The 14,570-nt window shown below is 73.2% G+C and carries 11 protein-coding genes and 1 pseudogene; 8 read left to right on the top strand and 4 right to left on the bottom strand.

Annotation, left to right across the window (positions count from 1 at the left end; genetic code table 11):
* Nucleotides 1-132: 132 nt before the first annotated feature.
* From ACHZ99_RS14320 to ACHZ99_RS14290, 7 genes are all read left to right on the top strand, one after another.
* On the top strand, nt 133-1,338 hold the full coding sequence (locus tag ACHZ99_RS14320) for a DegT/DnrJ/EryC1/StrS family aminotransferase (protein ID WP_420304922.1): 1,206 nt from the start codon (nt 133-135) through the stop codon (nt 1,336-1,338).
* Nucleotides 1,335-2,453, top strand: a complete 1,119-nt coding sequence (locus ACHZ99_RS14315; protein WP_420304921.1) for a DegT/DnrJ/EryC1/StrS family aminotransferase — start codon at nt 1,335-1,337, stop codon at nt 2,451-2,453. The genes ACHZ99_RS14320 and ACHZ99_RS14315 overlap by 4 nt, the downstream gene beginning before the upstream one ends.
* A 29-nt stretch (nt 2,454-2,482) precedes the next feature.
* Nucleotides 2,483-3,298, top strand: a complete 816-nt coding sequence (locus tag ACHZ99_RS14310; protein WP_420304920.1) for a class I SAM-dependent methyltransferase — start codon at nt 2,483-2,485, stop codon at nt 3,296-3,298.
* The gene (locus tag ACHZ99_RS14305; RefSeq protein ID WP_420304919.1) at nt 3,295-4,251 is read left to right on the top strand and encodes a UbiA family prenyltransferase; all 957 of its coding nucleotides are present in this window, start codon (nt 3,295-3,297) and stop codon (nt 4,249-4,251) included. The genes ACHZ99_RS14310 and ACHZ99_RS14305 overlap by 4 nt, the downstream gene beginning before the upstream one ends.
* Before the next feature lie 11 nt (nt 4,252-4,262).
* Nucleotides 4,263-5,564 (top strand): nucleotide sugar dehydrogenase, encoded by a 1,302-nt coding sequence (locus ACHZ99_RS14300; RefSeq protein WP_420304917.1) that lies wholly within the window; start codon nt 4,263-4,265, stop codon nt 5,562-5,564.
* Nucleotides 5,564-6,874, top strand: a complete 1,311-nt coding sequence (locus ACHZ99_RS14295) for a benzoate/H(+) symporter BenE family transporter (protein ID WP_420304916.1) — start codon at nt 5,564-5,566, stop codon at nt 6,872-6,874. Before ACHZ99_RS14300 ends, ACHZ99_RS14295 begins: the two co-directional genes overlap by 1 nt.
* A gap of 114 nt (nt 6,875-6,988) precedes the next feature.
* On the top strand, nt 6,989-9,313 hold the full coding sequence (locus tag ACHZ99_RS14290) for an ATP-binding protein (RefSeq protein ID WP_420304915.1): 2,325 nt from the start codon (nt 6,989-6,991) through the stop codon (nt 9,311-9,313).
* A gap of 22 nt (nt 9,314-9,335) precedes the next feature.
* Here the strand turns inward: ACHZ99_RS14290 and sigJ are convergent, their stop codons facing one another.
* From sigJ to ACHZ99_RS14270, 4 genes are all read right to left on the bottom strand, one after another.
* Nucleotides 9,336-10,250 (bottom strand): RNA polymerase sigma factor SigJ, encoded by a 915-nt coding sequence (gene sigJ / locus ACHZ99_RS14285; RefSeq protein WP_420304914.1) that lies wholly within the window; start codon nt 10,248-10,250, stop codon nt 9,336-9,338.
* Between the two features lie 15 nt (nt 10,251-10,265).
* Entirely contained in the window at nt 10,266-11,981 is a 1,716-nt protein-coding gene (locus ACHZ99_RS14280; protein ID WP_420304913.1) for an AMP-binding protein, read from the bottom strand.
* Nucleotides 11,978-12,496 (bottom strand): nuclear transport factor 2 family protein, encoded by a 519-nt coding sequence (locus ACHZ99_RS14275; protein ID WP_420304912.1) that lies wholly within the window; start codon nt 12,494-12,496, stop codon nt 11,978-11,980. Before ACHZ99_RS14275 ends, ACHZ99_RS14280 begins: the two co-directional genes overlap by 4 nt.
* Before the next feature lie 67 nt (nt 12,497-12,563).
* Nucleotides 12,564-14,063 carry an MFS transporter gene (locus ACHZ99_RS14270; protein ID WP_420304911.1) on the bottom strand — a complete coding sequence of 500 codons (1,500 nt, stop codon included), beginning with the start codon at nt 14,061-14,063 and terminating at the stop codon, nt 12,564-12,566.
* A gap of 109 nt (nt 14,064-14,172) precedes the next feature.
* Between ACHZ99_RS14270 and ACHZ99_RS14265 the strand changes: the two are divergent.
* Nucleotides 14,173-14,421 (top strand): annotated as a pseudogene (locus ACHZ99_RS14265) (hypothetical protein); the annotation flags it as partial.
* Nucleotides 14,422-14,570 lie beyond the last annotated feature (149 nt).

Genomic DNA, 14,570 nt, shown 5'->3' with positions numbered 1-14,570 from the left:
ACACCCGGCATGACTGATGCTTGCCGGTGCCCTGCCCCCGGCGTTGGCAGGGATCTGCCCGTTGCCGCCGGGAAAGCGAACGGCTCTACTGCGAACATCGACATATCCGCCCGGTAAACGGAGGACTGCCGCGTGATTTCCCCCACCCGGAGTACCGCCGAAAGCACGGAGCCGGAAAGCGATCCGCCGGTCCCGTTTTTCACCCAGGCCGAAACTTTCGACAACTGCTGGCCGGACATCAAACAGCACCTCAACGAGATGTTCGACCGCGGCAAATATTCGCACGGCCGACAGGTCGCCGAGCTGGAAAAGGCACTTTCCGAATACACCGGCGCCCGGCACGTGGTGGCGGTCAACAGCGGGACGGACGCGCTGGTCCTGCTGCTGCGCGCCTGCGGCGTCGGCCCCGGCGACGAGGTGGTCGTGCCGGCGTTCAGCTTCGTCGCCTCGGCCTCGTCGGTGGCGCTGGCCCGCGCCACTCCGGCGTTCGCCGACATCGATCCGGAGACGTACGCGATGGATCCGGCGTCCGCCGAGGCCGCCGTCACCCCGCGCACCAGGGCGGTCATGCCGGTGCACCTCTTCTGGCAGCTCGCCGACATGGGAGCGCTCGGCGCCCTGGCCGAACGGCACGGGCTGAAGGTGGTGGAGGACAGCGCGGAGGCGATCGGCATGCGCCGGGACGGCCGCCACGCCGGACTGCTCGGCGACGGCGGCGTGCTGTCGTTCTTCCCGACCAAGACCCTGGGCGCGCTGGGCGACGCCGGTGCCGTCCTGACCGACGACCCCGAGATCGCGGAGCAGGTGGCGATCCTGCGCCACCACGGCCGGATGGGCCGCACGGTGGATCACATCGCCGGTATCTCCAACCTCTCCGGGGCGTCCGGCACCAACAGCAAGATGGACGACATCCAGGCGTCCGTGCTGCTCGGCAAGCTGCCCCGGCTCGACGACGCGATCGCGCGGCGGGCGGAGCTGGCGGCCGCGTACACCGAGTTGCTGACCGGCGTGCCCGGCATCCTCCGGCTGCCCACCGTGGCCGTGCGGGAGGTGCCGGCGGACCCCGTCTTCTACGTGTACGTGATCGAGGCCGAGCGGCGCGACGCCCTGGTGGAGCACCTCACCCGCGAGGGCATCGGCACGGAGACCTACTACCCGACGCCGCTGCACCTGCAGCCCTGCTTCGCCGAGCTGGGCTACCGCCGGGGCGACTTCCCGCACGCGGAGGCCGCGTGTGAGCGCACCGTCGCCCTTCCCTTCCACCCGGACCTCGGCCTCGACGACATCCAGCGGGTGTGCGAGGCCGTCCGCCGCTTCTACACGGGGGCCGCATCGTGAAGACCCTGCCCTTCTTTCCCCCGGACCTGTTCGAAGAGGACCGCGAGGCGCTGCTGTCGGCGGTCCACGAGCTCGGTACGGGCGCCGGGCAGCGGTTCATCCTGGGCCCGCGCACCGCCGAGCTGGAGGAGGCACTGAGCGAGGCGACGGGCGCCGAACACGTCGTCGCCTGCGCCAGCGGCACCGGGGCGCTGGAGCTGTCCGTACGGGCACTGGGCATCGGCCCGGGAGACGAGGTGATCGTCCCGGCCTTCTGCTGCCAGCCGGTGGCCAGTTCGGTGGCGAACGCCGGTGCCACGCCGGTCTTCGCCGACGTCGACCCGTGGACCATGGTGCTGGACCCCGACGCCACGAAGTCGCTGATCACCGAGCGCACCAAGGCGCTGATGCCGGCCCACGTCTTCTCGATCATGGCGGACATGGAGCGCCTGGGGACCATCGCCCGGGAACACGGACTCGCGCTCATCGAGGACGCGGCCGTCGCCCAGGGCGCGGTCCTGGACGGCCGGCCCGCCGGCCGCTGGGGGGACCTCGGGGTGTTCTCCTTCTTCCAGGTCAAGGCGTTCGGCACGGCGGGCGAGGGCGGCATGGTGCTGACCGACGACCCCGAGCTGGCCCGCGCCGCGCGGATGCTGCGCAACCACGGGCAGGACGGCGTACACCGCTTCCTGCACCACCGCGTCGGCCAGAACAGCCGGTTCGACGAGGTCCTGGCCGCCTTCCAGCTGCACCGGCTGCCCGGCTTCCCGGACCGGCTGGAGCGCCGCGCCCGGATCGCCGACTACTACACCGAGCGCTTCGAGCCGCTGCGCGAGCGGGGGATCGTCGCGCCGCCGGCCGGGCGCAACGGCCGCTGCTACTACGTCTACTCGCTGCTCGTCGACCGTCGCGAGGACCTGCGCGCGTATCTGACGGAGCGTCATATCGGCAGCCACCTCTACTACCCCGTCCCCCTCCCGAAGCAGCCCGCCTTCGCGCCGTGGGCCGACCCGGACGGCCGCTGGCCGAACGCCGAGCTCGCCTCCGCGCGCAACCTGGCCATTCCGATCTGGCCCCATCTGTCCGACGCCGAAGTGGAGTTCATCGCCGACACGGTCTGCGAGTTCTACGCATGAGCACCCGCGAGCGACCCGGGGAGGCCCCGATGACAAGCGCGCCCGCCCAGCAGAAGTACGTCTTCGACCCGGTCTGGGAGAAGGAGACGGAACGGCTGCGGACGAACGAGGCGATCTGGGACCCGGGCACCGTGGAGCGGCTGACCGCGCTGGGCGTGGGCCCGGGCTGGCACTGCCTGGAGATCGGGGCCGGCTCGGGCTCCGTGGTGCGCCGGCTCGCCGACCTGGTCGGCCCGTCGGGCCGGGTCGTCGCCACCGACCTGCAGACCGAGCGGTTGCGCCCGCTGGCGGAGCTGCCGCAGGTGGACGTCGTACGGCACGATCTGCGGGCGGAGGAGCTGCCGGAGGCGGCGTTCGACCTCGTCCACTCCCGCATGGTGCTCCAGCACCTGCCCGACCGGCCCGCCGCGGTGGCCCGCATGGTGCGCGCGCTACGGCCCGGAGGGCTGCTGTTCCTGGAGGACACCGACTCCTCCACGCTCTTCCGCTCCGCCGTCTCGGAGGACTTCCTCCAGGACGTACGGGCCGCCGGGTACGGGCTGATGCGCGATGCGGGGCACGACCCGCGGGGCGGCCACGTGGACCTGCACCTGGTGCTGGAAGCCGGGCTGGAGGCCACCGCAGAGGGCCGGGCGGTGATGGTGCGCGGCGGCTCCGACCAGGCGCGGCACTACATGCTGTGGCTGGAGTTCATGCGGCCGCGGATCGTGGCCACCGGGCTGCTGGACGACGCCAGGATCGACGCGGCGCTGGCCGAGATGGCCGACCCGGCCCACCGCTGGCTGAGCCAGGTGCTGATCAGCACGGTCGCCCGCAAGGCCGGCGGGACGGAGCCGGGGCGGTGACGGCGGCGACCTCGGCGCCCGCCCGTACGGGGGTACGGGAGCGGCTGGGCGCGTACGCGAAGCTGGCGAAGCTGGCGTTCTTCGACTACTACCTGTGCGTCCTGGTGGTCCTGGCGCTGCTGCCGACCGCCGCCTGGGAGGAGCCGCGTACCTGGTGGGTGCTGGTGCTCTTCGACGCGGGCTGGGTCGGCGTGGTCGCCGCGACGGTCACGCTGGACGACGTCACCGGGCTGCGGGACGGCAGCGACTCCCGCAACTACGACCCCGGCGCGTCGCTGCGCTCCCGGGACCGCAAGCCGCTCCTCGACGGGCGGATCACGCTGCGGCAGGCGCTCCTCTTCGGCTGGTGCTGCGCCCTCGGGGGCAGCGCGCTGTGGGCGCTGACCGCGTGGGTCGCGCCGCACCGGCCGTGGTGGGTGCTGGTGGCGGCGGCTTTCTCGGTGGTCATCAGCGTGCAGTACTCGTACGGTCTGAGGCTCAGCTACCGCGGTGGCCAGGAGGCGGTCATCTGGATGAGCACCGGGCTGTCCGTGCTCATCCCCTTCACCCTGCTGAACGGGAGTATGACCGGCGCGGCCTGGCTGGAGTGCTTCCTGTTCGGGCTGTGGAGCCTGATGGTCTCGGTCTACTCCAACATCAACGACGTGGACGGCGACCGCGCGGCGGGGCGCCGCAACCTGGCCACGAGCGTCTCCCCCGGCGGCTACCGCCGGCTCATCGCCGCGCTCTCGCTCTCCGAGACCGGCGCGATCGTCCTGGCCACGGCTCTCGGCGCGGTGCCGTGGTGGTTCTGCGCGGTCCTGCTGCCGGTGGTGGGGATGCGCGCCCGGCAGGCGTACACCGGGCTGCTCGCGGGTGAGGTGCTGTCGGCCCGCAAGCAAGGCGTCACCATCCACCGCTGGGGCGTCGTCCTCCTCGTCGCGGCCAACCTCCTCATCGTGCACTACGGCTGAAAGGGCACACCATGTCCCAATCGAGGAACGGCCGCGCCCCCGGGCACCCGGGCCGTCGCGTGGGGGTCGTCGGCCAGGGGTACGTGGGCCTGCCGCTGGCTGTACGGGCGGCGGAGGCCGGCCACACGGTCGTGGGCTACGACGTGGACGCCTCCCGGATCGCCCGGCTGGAGGCGGGCGAGTCCTTCGTGGAGGACGTGGACGAGCGGCGTCTGGCCAAGGCGCTGGAGTCCGGCTCCTACCGCCCCACGACCGACGCCGGCGAACTCGCCGGCTTCGACGTCGCCGTCGTCACCGTACCGACGCCGCTGCTGGACGACGTGCCCGACCTGACCTGCATCGAGGATGCGGCACTCACGCTCGCCGGGCACCTGCGGCCGGGGGTGCTGGTCGTGCTGGAGTCGACCACGTACCCGGGCACCACCGAGGACGTCTTCGGGGCGCTGCTGGAGAAGGAGAGCGGGCTGCGCCCCGGCACCGACTTCCACCTCGGCTACAGCCCCGAGCGCATCGACCCCGGCAACCCCGAGTGGACGCTGGAGTCCACGCCCAAGATCGTCTCGGGGACCGGCCCCGAGTCCCTGCGCCGGGTCGAGGAGTTCTACGGCACCGTGGTGGAGTGCACGGTGCCCGTGCACGGCCCGAAGGTCGCCGAGTTCGCCAAGCTGCTGGAGAACACCTACCGGCACGTCAACATCGCCCTGGTCAACGAGATGGCGGTGATCGCCCGCGAACTCGGCGTGGACGCCTGGGAGGCGATCGACGCGGCCTCCTCCAAGCCGTTCGGGTTCATGCCCTTCACCCCCGGCCCGGGGGTGGGGGGCCACTGTCTGCCGGTCGACCCGCGCTACCTGTCCTGGCGGGTGGAGCGCCAGCTGGGCCGCCGCTTCCGCTTCGTCGACCTCGCCAACGACGTCAACAGCCAGATGCCGCACTACGTGGTGCAGCGCCTGGTCGAGGCGCTCAACGAGCGCCAGCGGCCGGCGAACGGCTCGCGGGTGCTGCTGCTGGGGCTGGCGTACAAGCGCAACAGCGGCGACGCCCGGGAGTCACCGGCGCTGCGGGTCGCGGAGTTACTCCTGCGCACCGGCGCGCAGGTGCACGCGGTGGACCCGCACGTACGGGAGACCGCGCCGCTGGACAGCCGGGTGGTCCGGGTGGAGCTGACCGAGGCGGAGGTGGCCGCCGCGGACGCGGTGGTGCTGCTCACCGACCACGACGGCTTCGACTACGAGGCGGTGCTGCGCGGCGCGCGGCACGTCCTGGACTGCCGGCGGCGGCTGCGGCCGGCCGCCAACGTCGAAATCCTCTGATGGCGACCGTCCTCGGCGGCCACGCGCGGCGGGTGTGGCGGGACGCGTCGCTGTCGGCGGTGGTCGCGGGGGCGGTCGCGGTCGTGGTCTCGTTCGCGGGGCCGCTGACCGTCGTGGTGCAGGCGGCGCACGCGGGGCGTCTGGAGGAGGAGTTGCTCTCCTCGTGGATCTGCGCCGTCGCCGTCGGCAGCGGCGTGACGGGACTCGTGCTGAGCTGGCGGTACCGCGCGCCGGTCGTCGCGGCCTGGTCGACGCCGGGAGCGGCGCTCCTGGTCACGCAGCTTGACGAGGTGCCGTACGGGGTGGCCGTGGGGGCGTATCTCGCGGCGGCCGGGCTGACGGTGCTGATCGGGGTGACCGGCTGGTTCGAGGCGCTGATGCGGCGCATTCCGGCCGCCGTCGTCTCCGCGGTGCTGGCCGGGATCCTGCTGCGGTTCGGCCTGGAGGCGCTCCGGGCGCTGGAGGACGCGCCCGCGGTGGCGGGTGTGATGCTGGCGGGGTACGTCGTCCTCCAGCGGGTAGCACCCCGGTACGCCATCACGGCGCCGCTGGCCGCGGCCGTCGCGGTGGCGGCCCTCGACGGCACGCTGTCCCCGGAAGGCGTCCGGCTGGCCCCGGCGACGCCCGTGTTCACGGCACCCGCGTGGCCGGGTGAGGCGCTGGTGAGCCTGGCGCTGCCGCTGTTTCTGGTCACCATGTCGGCGCAGAACGCGCCGGGGGTCGGGGCGTTGCGGGAGGCGGGGTACGCGCTGCCGTCCGGCCCGCTGGTACGGGACACGGGCGTGGCGTCCGCCGCCTTCGCGCCGTTCGGGGCGCACGCGCTGAACCTGGGTGCGATCACCGCGGCGATCTGCGCCGGTCCGGACGCGCACCCGGACCGTGACCGGCGGTACGTGGCCGGGCTGAGCTGCGGAATGCTGTACGTCGCGGTCGGCGTGTTCGGTACGACGGTCGCCGGGCTGTTCGCCACGCTGCCGGCGGCGCTGGTGTCGGTGGCCGCGGGCGTCGCCCTGCTCGGCGCTCTCGGCGGCAGCCTGTCGGGCGCGTTCGCGGCGACCCGCGACCGTACCGCCGCGCTGGTCGCCTTCCTCACGACCGCCTCCGGTGTCACGCTTCTCGGGCTGGCGGCCGCGTTCTGGGGGCTGGTGCTCGGGGTGGCCTGCCTGGCCGTACAGCGGGCAACGGGCCGTGGCACGGCGACGGCCAAGAAGGAGAAAGAGAAAGAGAAAGAGAAAGAGGAAGAAGAGAAAGAGGAAGAGGAGGAGAAGCCGCACAGACCGGCCGGGCGCAACGGCCGGAAAGCAACCTGAACACCACTGGCCTATCATTCGGCACCTCTGGCGAGGTGACGGAACGGGGGTAGTCGTGCCGAGCACCCGACCACAGTTGCCGAGAGACCACCGGACCTCGATCGGAAGCCCCACATGACGGCCGGGGCGCTCGGCGCCGGAGAGCTGTCCCCCCGGTTGGTCCTGGACGAACCGGCGCGGACCCCGGCGCAGCGCACCACGCTCGTGGGCCGCGACCTGGACGTCCTCACCCTCTCCGGCCAGTTCGGCTGGGGCGGGCACCGGCTGGTGACCCTGACCGGCCCCGGCGGAGTCGGCAAGAGCCGGCTCGCCCAGGCGGTCATGGCCGAGGTGCGCTCGTCCCGGGTGGCGTACCTGGACCTGCACCAGACCGTCGGCGGCGACGGTCTGACGGAAGCACTCTCCGCACGGCTGCCCGACGAGCCGACCCTGCTGGTCCTGGACGGCTTCGAGCAGGCCGCCACCGCCACCGCGGCCGCCGTCGACACGTTGCTGACCCGCTTCTCCCAGCTGAGCTTCCTCGCCACCAGCCGCCGGCCGCTGCTGCTGTACGGGGAGCGGCTCTTCCCCGTGCTGCCGCTGCCGACCCCGGCGCCGCCGTACCGCATGGACGTGGGGGAGCTCCGGGACCACGCCGCGGTGGAGCTGTTCGTCGACCGGGCCCGGGCGGTCGACCCGGCTTTCGCCCTGACGGCGCAGAACGCCCCGGCGGTGGCGGAGATCTGCGCCCGGCTGGACGGGCTGCCGCTGGCGATCGAGATGGTCACCGAGAAGCTGCGGTTCTTCGGCGTGGACAGCCTGCTGACCCGGCTGCGGGAGGGCCGGCCGGTGCTCGGCGGCACCCATGCCACGCGGTCGCCGCTGCACCGCAGCATCCGGATCGTCACCGGGCACAGCTTCCGGCTGCTCGACGAGGAGCAGCGCGATCTGATCATGCGGCTCGCGGTCTTCACCGGCAGCGTCGGCCTCTCCACCGTCGAGAAGCTCTGGGACCTGCCCGCTGACCGGGCGGAGCAGGTGATGCAGGTGCTCGTCGACCACAACCTGTTACGGGTGACGCCGGGCCGGGGGGAGCCGCGGTTCACGATGTTCGCGACCGTCCGCGAGTTCTGCCTGGAGCGGCTGGCGGCGTCGGGTCAGCTGCGGAACGCCCGCAACCGGCACGCGGAGCACTTCCTCGCGCTGGCCCGGCAGGCGGAGGAGGGGCTGACGCGCCCGCAACAGGCGGAGTGGTTCCAGAGCCTCGCGCCGCAGCACGAGGACCTGCTGACCGCGCTGTCCCATCTGGAGTCGTGCGGGCGCCGCACCGAGGCGGCCCGTGCCGCCCTCGCGCTGTACCGCTTCTGGCTGGTGCGCGGTCACCTTGTGCTCGGCGAGCAGTGGCTGGCCAAGGCGTCGGAGGCGTTCCTGGCCGCCCCCGGGCACGCGGAGCTGACCGCACGGGCCGAGGCGGCGCGCGGCGAGCTGGCGCTGGCGCGCGGCGAAACGCGGCTGGCGGCGGACTGCTTCCGGCACGCGGCCCACACCTTCCACGAGCGGGGCGACACCGTCCGCGAGCGCGCCGCCCTGGCCCGGCTCGCGATCAGCCACCGCCCGGCCAAACCCTCGGCGGTACGCAGGGCCGCGGAGCAACTGCTGCACGTGGCGGCCCGCGACAAGGCGGCCGGCGACAGCGCGGCCACCGAGACGGCGGACGCCGCGCTGGCGCTGGCCGCCGGCAGCCGGCAGATCGACCCCAAGCTGGCCGGGGAGCTGCTGGAGACGGCGCACACGTTGTTCATGGGGGCCCGCGACACCCGGGGCGAGGGGCTGGTGCTGGCCCTGCGCGGTGCGCTGGCCGACTCACGCGGCGACCAGGCGCTCGCGGAGCGGCTGTTATGGGAGAGCCTGTACCGGCTGCGGGCCGTGGGCGAGCACTCCATGCTGCCGGGCGTGCTGGAGAAGCACTCGCTGCTGGTGTGGCGGCGGCTGCCGCACCAGGGGCCCCGGGTGGCCCGGCTGCTCGCGGCGGCCGCCGCCCTCCGTCAGGTGACCGGCGCCCGGCCGCCGCTCGTCGCGGACGAGACCAAGGCGGCGCTGCGCGACACGCTCCGGGTGCTGTCCGGTCCCGCGCACGACGTGGCCCGGCAGGAGGGCCGGGCGCTGTCCGCCCACGCCGCCGCGAGCGAGGCGCTGGCCGTCGGCCCGCCGGCGGCGGAGCCCGAGACGGCGGCATCCCCGCTGGTGCAGCTCACGGCGCGGCAGTACGAGGTGGCGATGCTGGTCAGCCAGGGGCTGACGAACCGGCAGATCTCCCAGCGGCTCCGGCTGTCGGAGTGGACGGTGGTCAACCACGTACGCGAGGTCATGCGCCGCCTCCAGGTACCCTCGCGCATCCATGTCGCGCAGTGGGTCATCGACCGCCGGCGCCGCAACGGGGTGGGCCCGGCGGCGGGGTGACGGGCGGCCGGTCCGGCGGTGCTCAGGACCCGGCCGGCACCCGTCCCAGCTTCTCCGGGCTGCGCACCGCGCGTACGGCGGTGATGTGCGGCCGGCCGTCGTCGCTGAGGCCGACGTCCACGACGACGACGGCGAACACACCGGCCGGTGCGGCCAGTACGGCGGCGGGCGTGCCGTCGTACTGCTCGCGCAGGCGGACCGTGATCCCGGCCGGATAGCTCCCCGCGACGGACGCGAAGTACTCGGCGATGGCCGCGGCGCCGTGCAGCGGGGCGCGCGGGGTCTCCGCGCGGCCGTTGCCGTCCGCCCACATCGTCACGTCGGGGGCCAGCACCGCCATGAGCGACGCCACGTCGCCGTTGAAGCAGGCGGCGAGGAAGCGCTCGGTGATCTCCCGGACCTGCCGGCGGTCCGGCTCGAACCGCCGCCGGCCGAGCCGCACATGCCGCCGGGCGCGGCTGCCGAGCTGCCGTGCCGCCGTCTCGCTGCGATCGACGGCCGCGGCGACCTCGGGGAAGCTGAAGCCGAACACCTCGTGCAGCACGAACACCGCGCGCTCCAGCGGCGACAGCGTCTCCATCATCACGAGGACGGCCATGCCCAGCGACTCGCCGAGCAGCGAGGACTCCGCCGGAACATCGGAGGTGACCAGCAGCGGCTCGGGCAGCCACGGCCCCACGTACTCCTCGCGCCGGGCCCGGCTGCGGCGCATCTGGTCGATGGCGGTACGGGTGACGGCCCGGACCAGATAGCCGCGGGGATCGCGTACGGCGCCGCGGTCGGCGCGCCGCCAGCGCAGCCAGGTCTCCTGCAGGACGTCCTCCGCGTCGGTGACGGTGCCGAGCATGCGGTAGGAGATGCCGAACATCAGCTGCCGGTGCTGTTCGAACGGATCGGTGGTCCCGGACGTCTCGGAGACGGCTGTCAATTCGGCCATGGCTTCCCCGCTACGTCAGGATCGGCGCTCGTCGGGACTGCTCGCCGATTCTACAATCATGGCCTCCAGCCTCTCGTAGCGAATCTTGCCGTTCTCGTTGCGCGGCAGCTCCGGCGACACCTCCAGCAGCCGGGTCGGCAGGTACCACGGCGTCATACCGCGTTCGACGAGGATGCCCACCAGCTCCTCCAGCGTCGGGCAGCGTTCACCGGCGGCCACGACCACGGCGCACGAGCTCTCGTGGCCCGACTCATCCCGGTAGGGGACGAGGACCACCTCCCGGACACCGGAGTGGCGCTTGATCTCCTGTTCGACCTCGGCCACCGGGATCATGAACGTGCTGCCGATGCGCCGGCTCGCCCGGCCGACGAAGCGGATGCCGCCCCGGCCGTCCTCGCGGACCAGGTCCCCGGTGTCCAGCCAGCCGTCGTCGTGCCGCCACGTCTCGTGGAACGGGCGTCCCGAGCCCGGCTCCCAGAATCCGACGGCGAGCGAGGCGCCGCGGACCTGCAGCCGGCGGACGCCCCCGCCACCGGGCTCCGGGGGCAGCCGGACGTCCAGACCCGGTATCGGGGCGCCGTCGCTGCTGGCGGCGCGGTCCCCGGGGTCGTCCTCGCGGGTCCGGAACCCCATACCCACCTCGGTCATCCCCCAGCACGAGCGGGCCGGGACCCCTATCCGCTCGCGGATCTCCCGGACGAGGTCCGCCTCCACCGGAGCCCCCCCGGTCATGACGAACCGCAGGGAGGGGAACGAACGTGGGCGCCGGCGCTGCTCGTCGAGGAGCGGCTGGACGAAGTAGGGGGCCAGGAAGGTCTGGGTGACCGAGGCGGCCGACAGCAGTTCCAGATAGTGCTCGGGCGTCCACACGTCCTGATACACGCCGGTGCCCCCGGCCAGCAGCGGGCCCCACACGCAGTAGAGCAGGCCGGTCTGGCTGGTGATCGGGTGCGGGGTGCTGAACACCTCGCCGTCGTCCCAGCCCCGCTCGACCGGGCTGCCGCCCGCCCCGGTCCCCGCGAACAGGGTGTTCTCGGTGTGCAGCACCGCCTTGCGCTCGCCGGTGGTGCCGGAGGTGAACAGCAGCATGCAGACCCGGTCCAGATCGTCCCCCGCCGGCAGGCGCGGCGGCGGGTACCGCTCCTCGTGGGGGGTGTGCAGGAAGTGCCCGCGGAAGTCGACCGCCCACGACGGGACCCGGTCCCCGTGGACGACGGCGTGGCGCAGCCAGGGCAGCCGGCCGGCGATCTCCTCCAGCGCGGCCACGCACTCGTACCCTTCCCAGGTGTCCACCACGACGCACACCTGGGCACGGGCCACCCGCAGCATGCGCTCCAGCTCCAGCGCGCGCAGCGTGGGCAGCAGGGGGACGGCGACGGCTCCGGTCCAGCAGCAGGCGAGGGTGAGGGCGGGGACCTCCCACCAGTTGGGCAGCTGGAACGCGACGCGGTCACCGCGGCGCACCCCCAGGGCGGTGAGGGCGGCGGCGAACCTGCGGACGTGGAAGGCCAGTTCGGCGTAGCGCATGGTGGTGACACTGCCGTCCCGCGCGCCGAAGACGGTGATCGCGGGGTCGTCGGGGCGCCCGGCGCCGACCCGGAACAGGTCGTGCAGCACCGAGGTGTCGCGCCACAGGCCGCGCTCGCGGAACCGGGCGGCGACGTCGCCGGGGACCCGCAGCCAGCCGAGGCCCTCCGCGGTCCACGGCCGCTCGAGAAGCGTGCCGGTCACGGCCGGCCGCCGGGCGCGGGTGTGTGAGACGGCCGGGAGGCCGGGGGCCGCGCCGGCGCGGAGACGATCTCCGGGGCCGGATCGGCGGCGTCCGCCACGTACTCCACCTGCCACGCCTCCTTCTGCAGGAAGTGCAGCCCCAGGGTGCTGGCCGCGACGACCTGCTCGACGATCCGTCCGTCCGCCAGCCGCACGGTGTGCTGCTCGATGCTGGACCCGCGCTCGCCCGTGGGCAGGTTGCCGAAGTACGGACCCGTGTTGTGCCAGTGCAGTGCGAAGCGCAGGGCCGCCCGGCTGCCGTCGGCGCTGTAGAACTCGTCGTGCAGCACGGCGCGGACACCGGGGTGGGCGAGGTGGATCTCCCGACAGAACGCCAGCACGAAGGTCACGCCTTTCACCCCCCATGCGGTAGGCGTGTACATGATAACGTCCGGCGCGTACAACTTCTCCAGGGCGGCCCAGTCCTGGTCGCCGAGTGCGGTGATGTACCTCTGGACAAGGGTCTTCTCCGGCACGGGAACTCCTCCTCGGGAGTCGGGCGGGAACAACGGAGCACCGGCGTGCGGCCGGCGGAACGGGGCGTCAGTCGACGGCCGCGGCGGCGTCCTTGCCGGCGCGGGGTTCAGCGGCCGCCGGCCGCGGCGCCGCGGGCGGCAGCAGCAGCGCAACGGCGGCGGCCGCGACCGCCACGACAACCGTCAGGTACAGGCCGTAGTGCACCGCGTCGGTCAGCCCGTCGGCGAACGCGGCGTCCGCGAGCCGGCCGGCCTGCTGCTGCACCTCCTCCGGAACACCCTCGGCGGCGAGCCGGCTCTGCAGCACCGCGCCGACGGCCGCGGCGCCGACGACGGCACCGATCTGGCGGAACGTGGTGAACATGCCCGAGGCGACGCCGGTCAGCCGGGGCGGGATCTCCTGCATCGCGAGGGTGCTGGTGGGTGCGAAGACCAGACCCATACCGACGCCGAACACGAGCTGCCCCGGAATGATCGCCCACACGCTGGAGTCCGCCTGCGCCATGACGGCCGTCAGGGCGATCCCGCCGGCGAAGATCAGCAGCCCGGGGACCAGGATCCTCCGCCCACCGAGCCGGCCGACCGCGGCGCCCGCCACGGGCGCGATGAACAGCGACACGAGGGGCCCCGGCACCAGCGCGAGACCGGCCTCGCTCGCGGAGAGGCCGAGGACGGACTGCAGGTAGAGGGTGAGCGGCAGCAGCACCCCGATGGAACCGAACAGCAGCATCGCCCCGAGCGTCGCGGACACGGTGAACCCCCGGCTGCGGAACAGCTCGAACGGGACCAGCGGACGGCCGCTCTGGCCGGCGCGCTGGTGCAGCGTGAAGATCCCGAGCAGCAGGACGCCGGCCGCCAGCACCAGCGGGATGCTGAGGAACGACTCGATGGTGCCCCAGTCGTAGCGCTCGCCCTCGATCAGCGCGTACACGATCAGGCTGAGACCGGCCGTGGACAGCAGGACACCCGGCAGGTCCAGCGAACTCTCCCGGCCGGTACGGACGTCGGGCACCACGACGAGCGCGCCCACCAGGGCCACCGCCCCGATCGGGACGTTGATGAAGAAGATCCAGCGCCAGTCCAGCCCGGAAACCAGCACGCCGCCGACCGCGGGCCCCGCGACCGTGGCCAGCCCGGCGACCCCGGACCACACGCCGAACGCCGCACCACGGCGCTCCGCCGGAAAGACGGCCGTGATCAGGGCAAGGGTCTGCGGCATCATCACCGCGGCACCGAGCCCCTGGACGGCGCGGGCCGCGATCATCTGCCCCGGGGTGTCCACGAGCCCGCAGACCGCCGAGGCCGCGGTGAAGAGCGCGAGGCCGGCGACGAAGGTGCGCTGCGGACCGAACCGGTCGCCGAGCCGGCCGGACAGCAGCAGCAGAGTGGCGAAGACCAGCATGTAGGAGTTGGCGAACCACAGGATGTCGTCCAGCGACGCGCCAAGCCCCTCGGCCATCTCGGGGATGGCGATCGTGACGATCGTCGTGTCGAGCAGCGTCATGAAGAAGCTGGCGCAGAGTACGGCCAGCACCAGCCAGGGGTTTCGCTGCCGTGACTCGGTCATGTCCGTGGCCATCCCGTCGCCTCCCGTGCGTCGCGTGTGGAGCGTCGCCATGACCGACGCAGCGGGTCGCCGAACCGTGACATGGGAGGGACCGGGTCACCGGAGACGGATGCCGCCCCGGCGCCACGGCGGGTGCCCAACGGATGACCGGTCGGCCGTTCGAGGCGCACCGCCGCTCGCCCTCGCCTCGCCGTACCCTCTGGTCCTCGCCGGTGGGTACGCCGTGCGGGCGCACCGGCTCGTGAACCGCCCCCGTCAGGATCTCGACGTCGCCACCGAGAACCCGGCGCCCATGACCGAGATCGCCGCCACCCTCCGCACCGGTCTGGAAGCCCGTGGCTGGAAGGTGCACACGCTGGCCATCATGATCCGGGGCCGGGCCTTCCCCCTCGTTCTCACGGAGCGGACGACCAAGGTCCCCCACGAGCCGACCCCGCAGCAGCTCCGCCGACAGCAGCGGAACCCCTGGACGCGCCTGCCCAAGTACGACCAGAACCTGACCGACCA

This window comes from Streptomyces sp. MAR4 CNX-425 (assembly GCF_048656465.1).
GTDB lineage: Bacteria > Actinomycetota > Actinomycetes > Streptomycetales > Streptomycetaceae > Streptomyces.
The sequence above is the reverse complement of the archived record's forward strand: the minus strand, read 5'-3'. Positions and strand labels throughout refer to the sequence as shown.

Bases quoted from the DNA above. Each gene is read 5' to 3' on its own strand.
- ACHZ99_RS14295 (WP_420304916.1), top strand. From the start codon at position 5,564: ATGGCGACCGTCCTCGGCGGCCACGCGCGGCGGGTGTGGCGGGACGCG.
- ACHZ99_RS14290 (WP_420304915.1), top strand. From the start codon at position 6,989: ATGACGGCCGGGGCGCTCGGCGCCGGAGAGCTGTCCCCCCGGTTGGTC.
- sigJ (WP_420304914.1), bottom strand. From the start codon at position 10,250: ATGGCCGAATTGACAGCCGTCTCCGAGACGTCCGGGACCACCGATCCG.
- ACHZ99_RS14300 (WP_420304917.1), top strand. From the start codon at position 4,263: ATGTCCCAATCGAGGAACGGCCGCGCCCCCGGGCACCCGGGCCGTCGC.
- ACHZ99_RS14310 (WP_420304920.1), top strand. From the start codon at position 2,483: ATGACAAGCGCGCCCGCCCAGCAGAAGTACGTCTTCGACCCGGTCTGG.
- ACHZ99_RS14270 (WP_420304911.1), bottom strand. From the start codon at position 14,063: ATGACCGAGTCACGGCAGCGAAACCCCTGGCTGGTGCTGGCCGTACTC.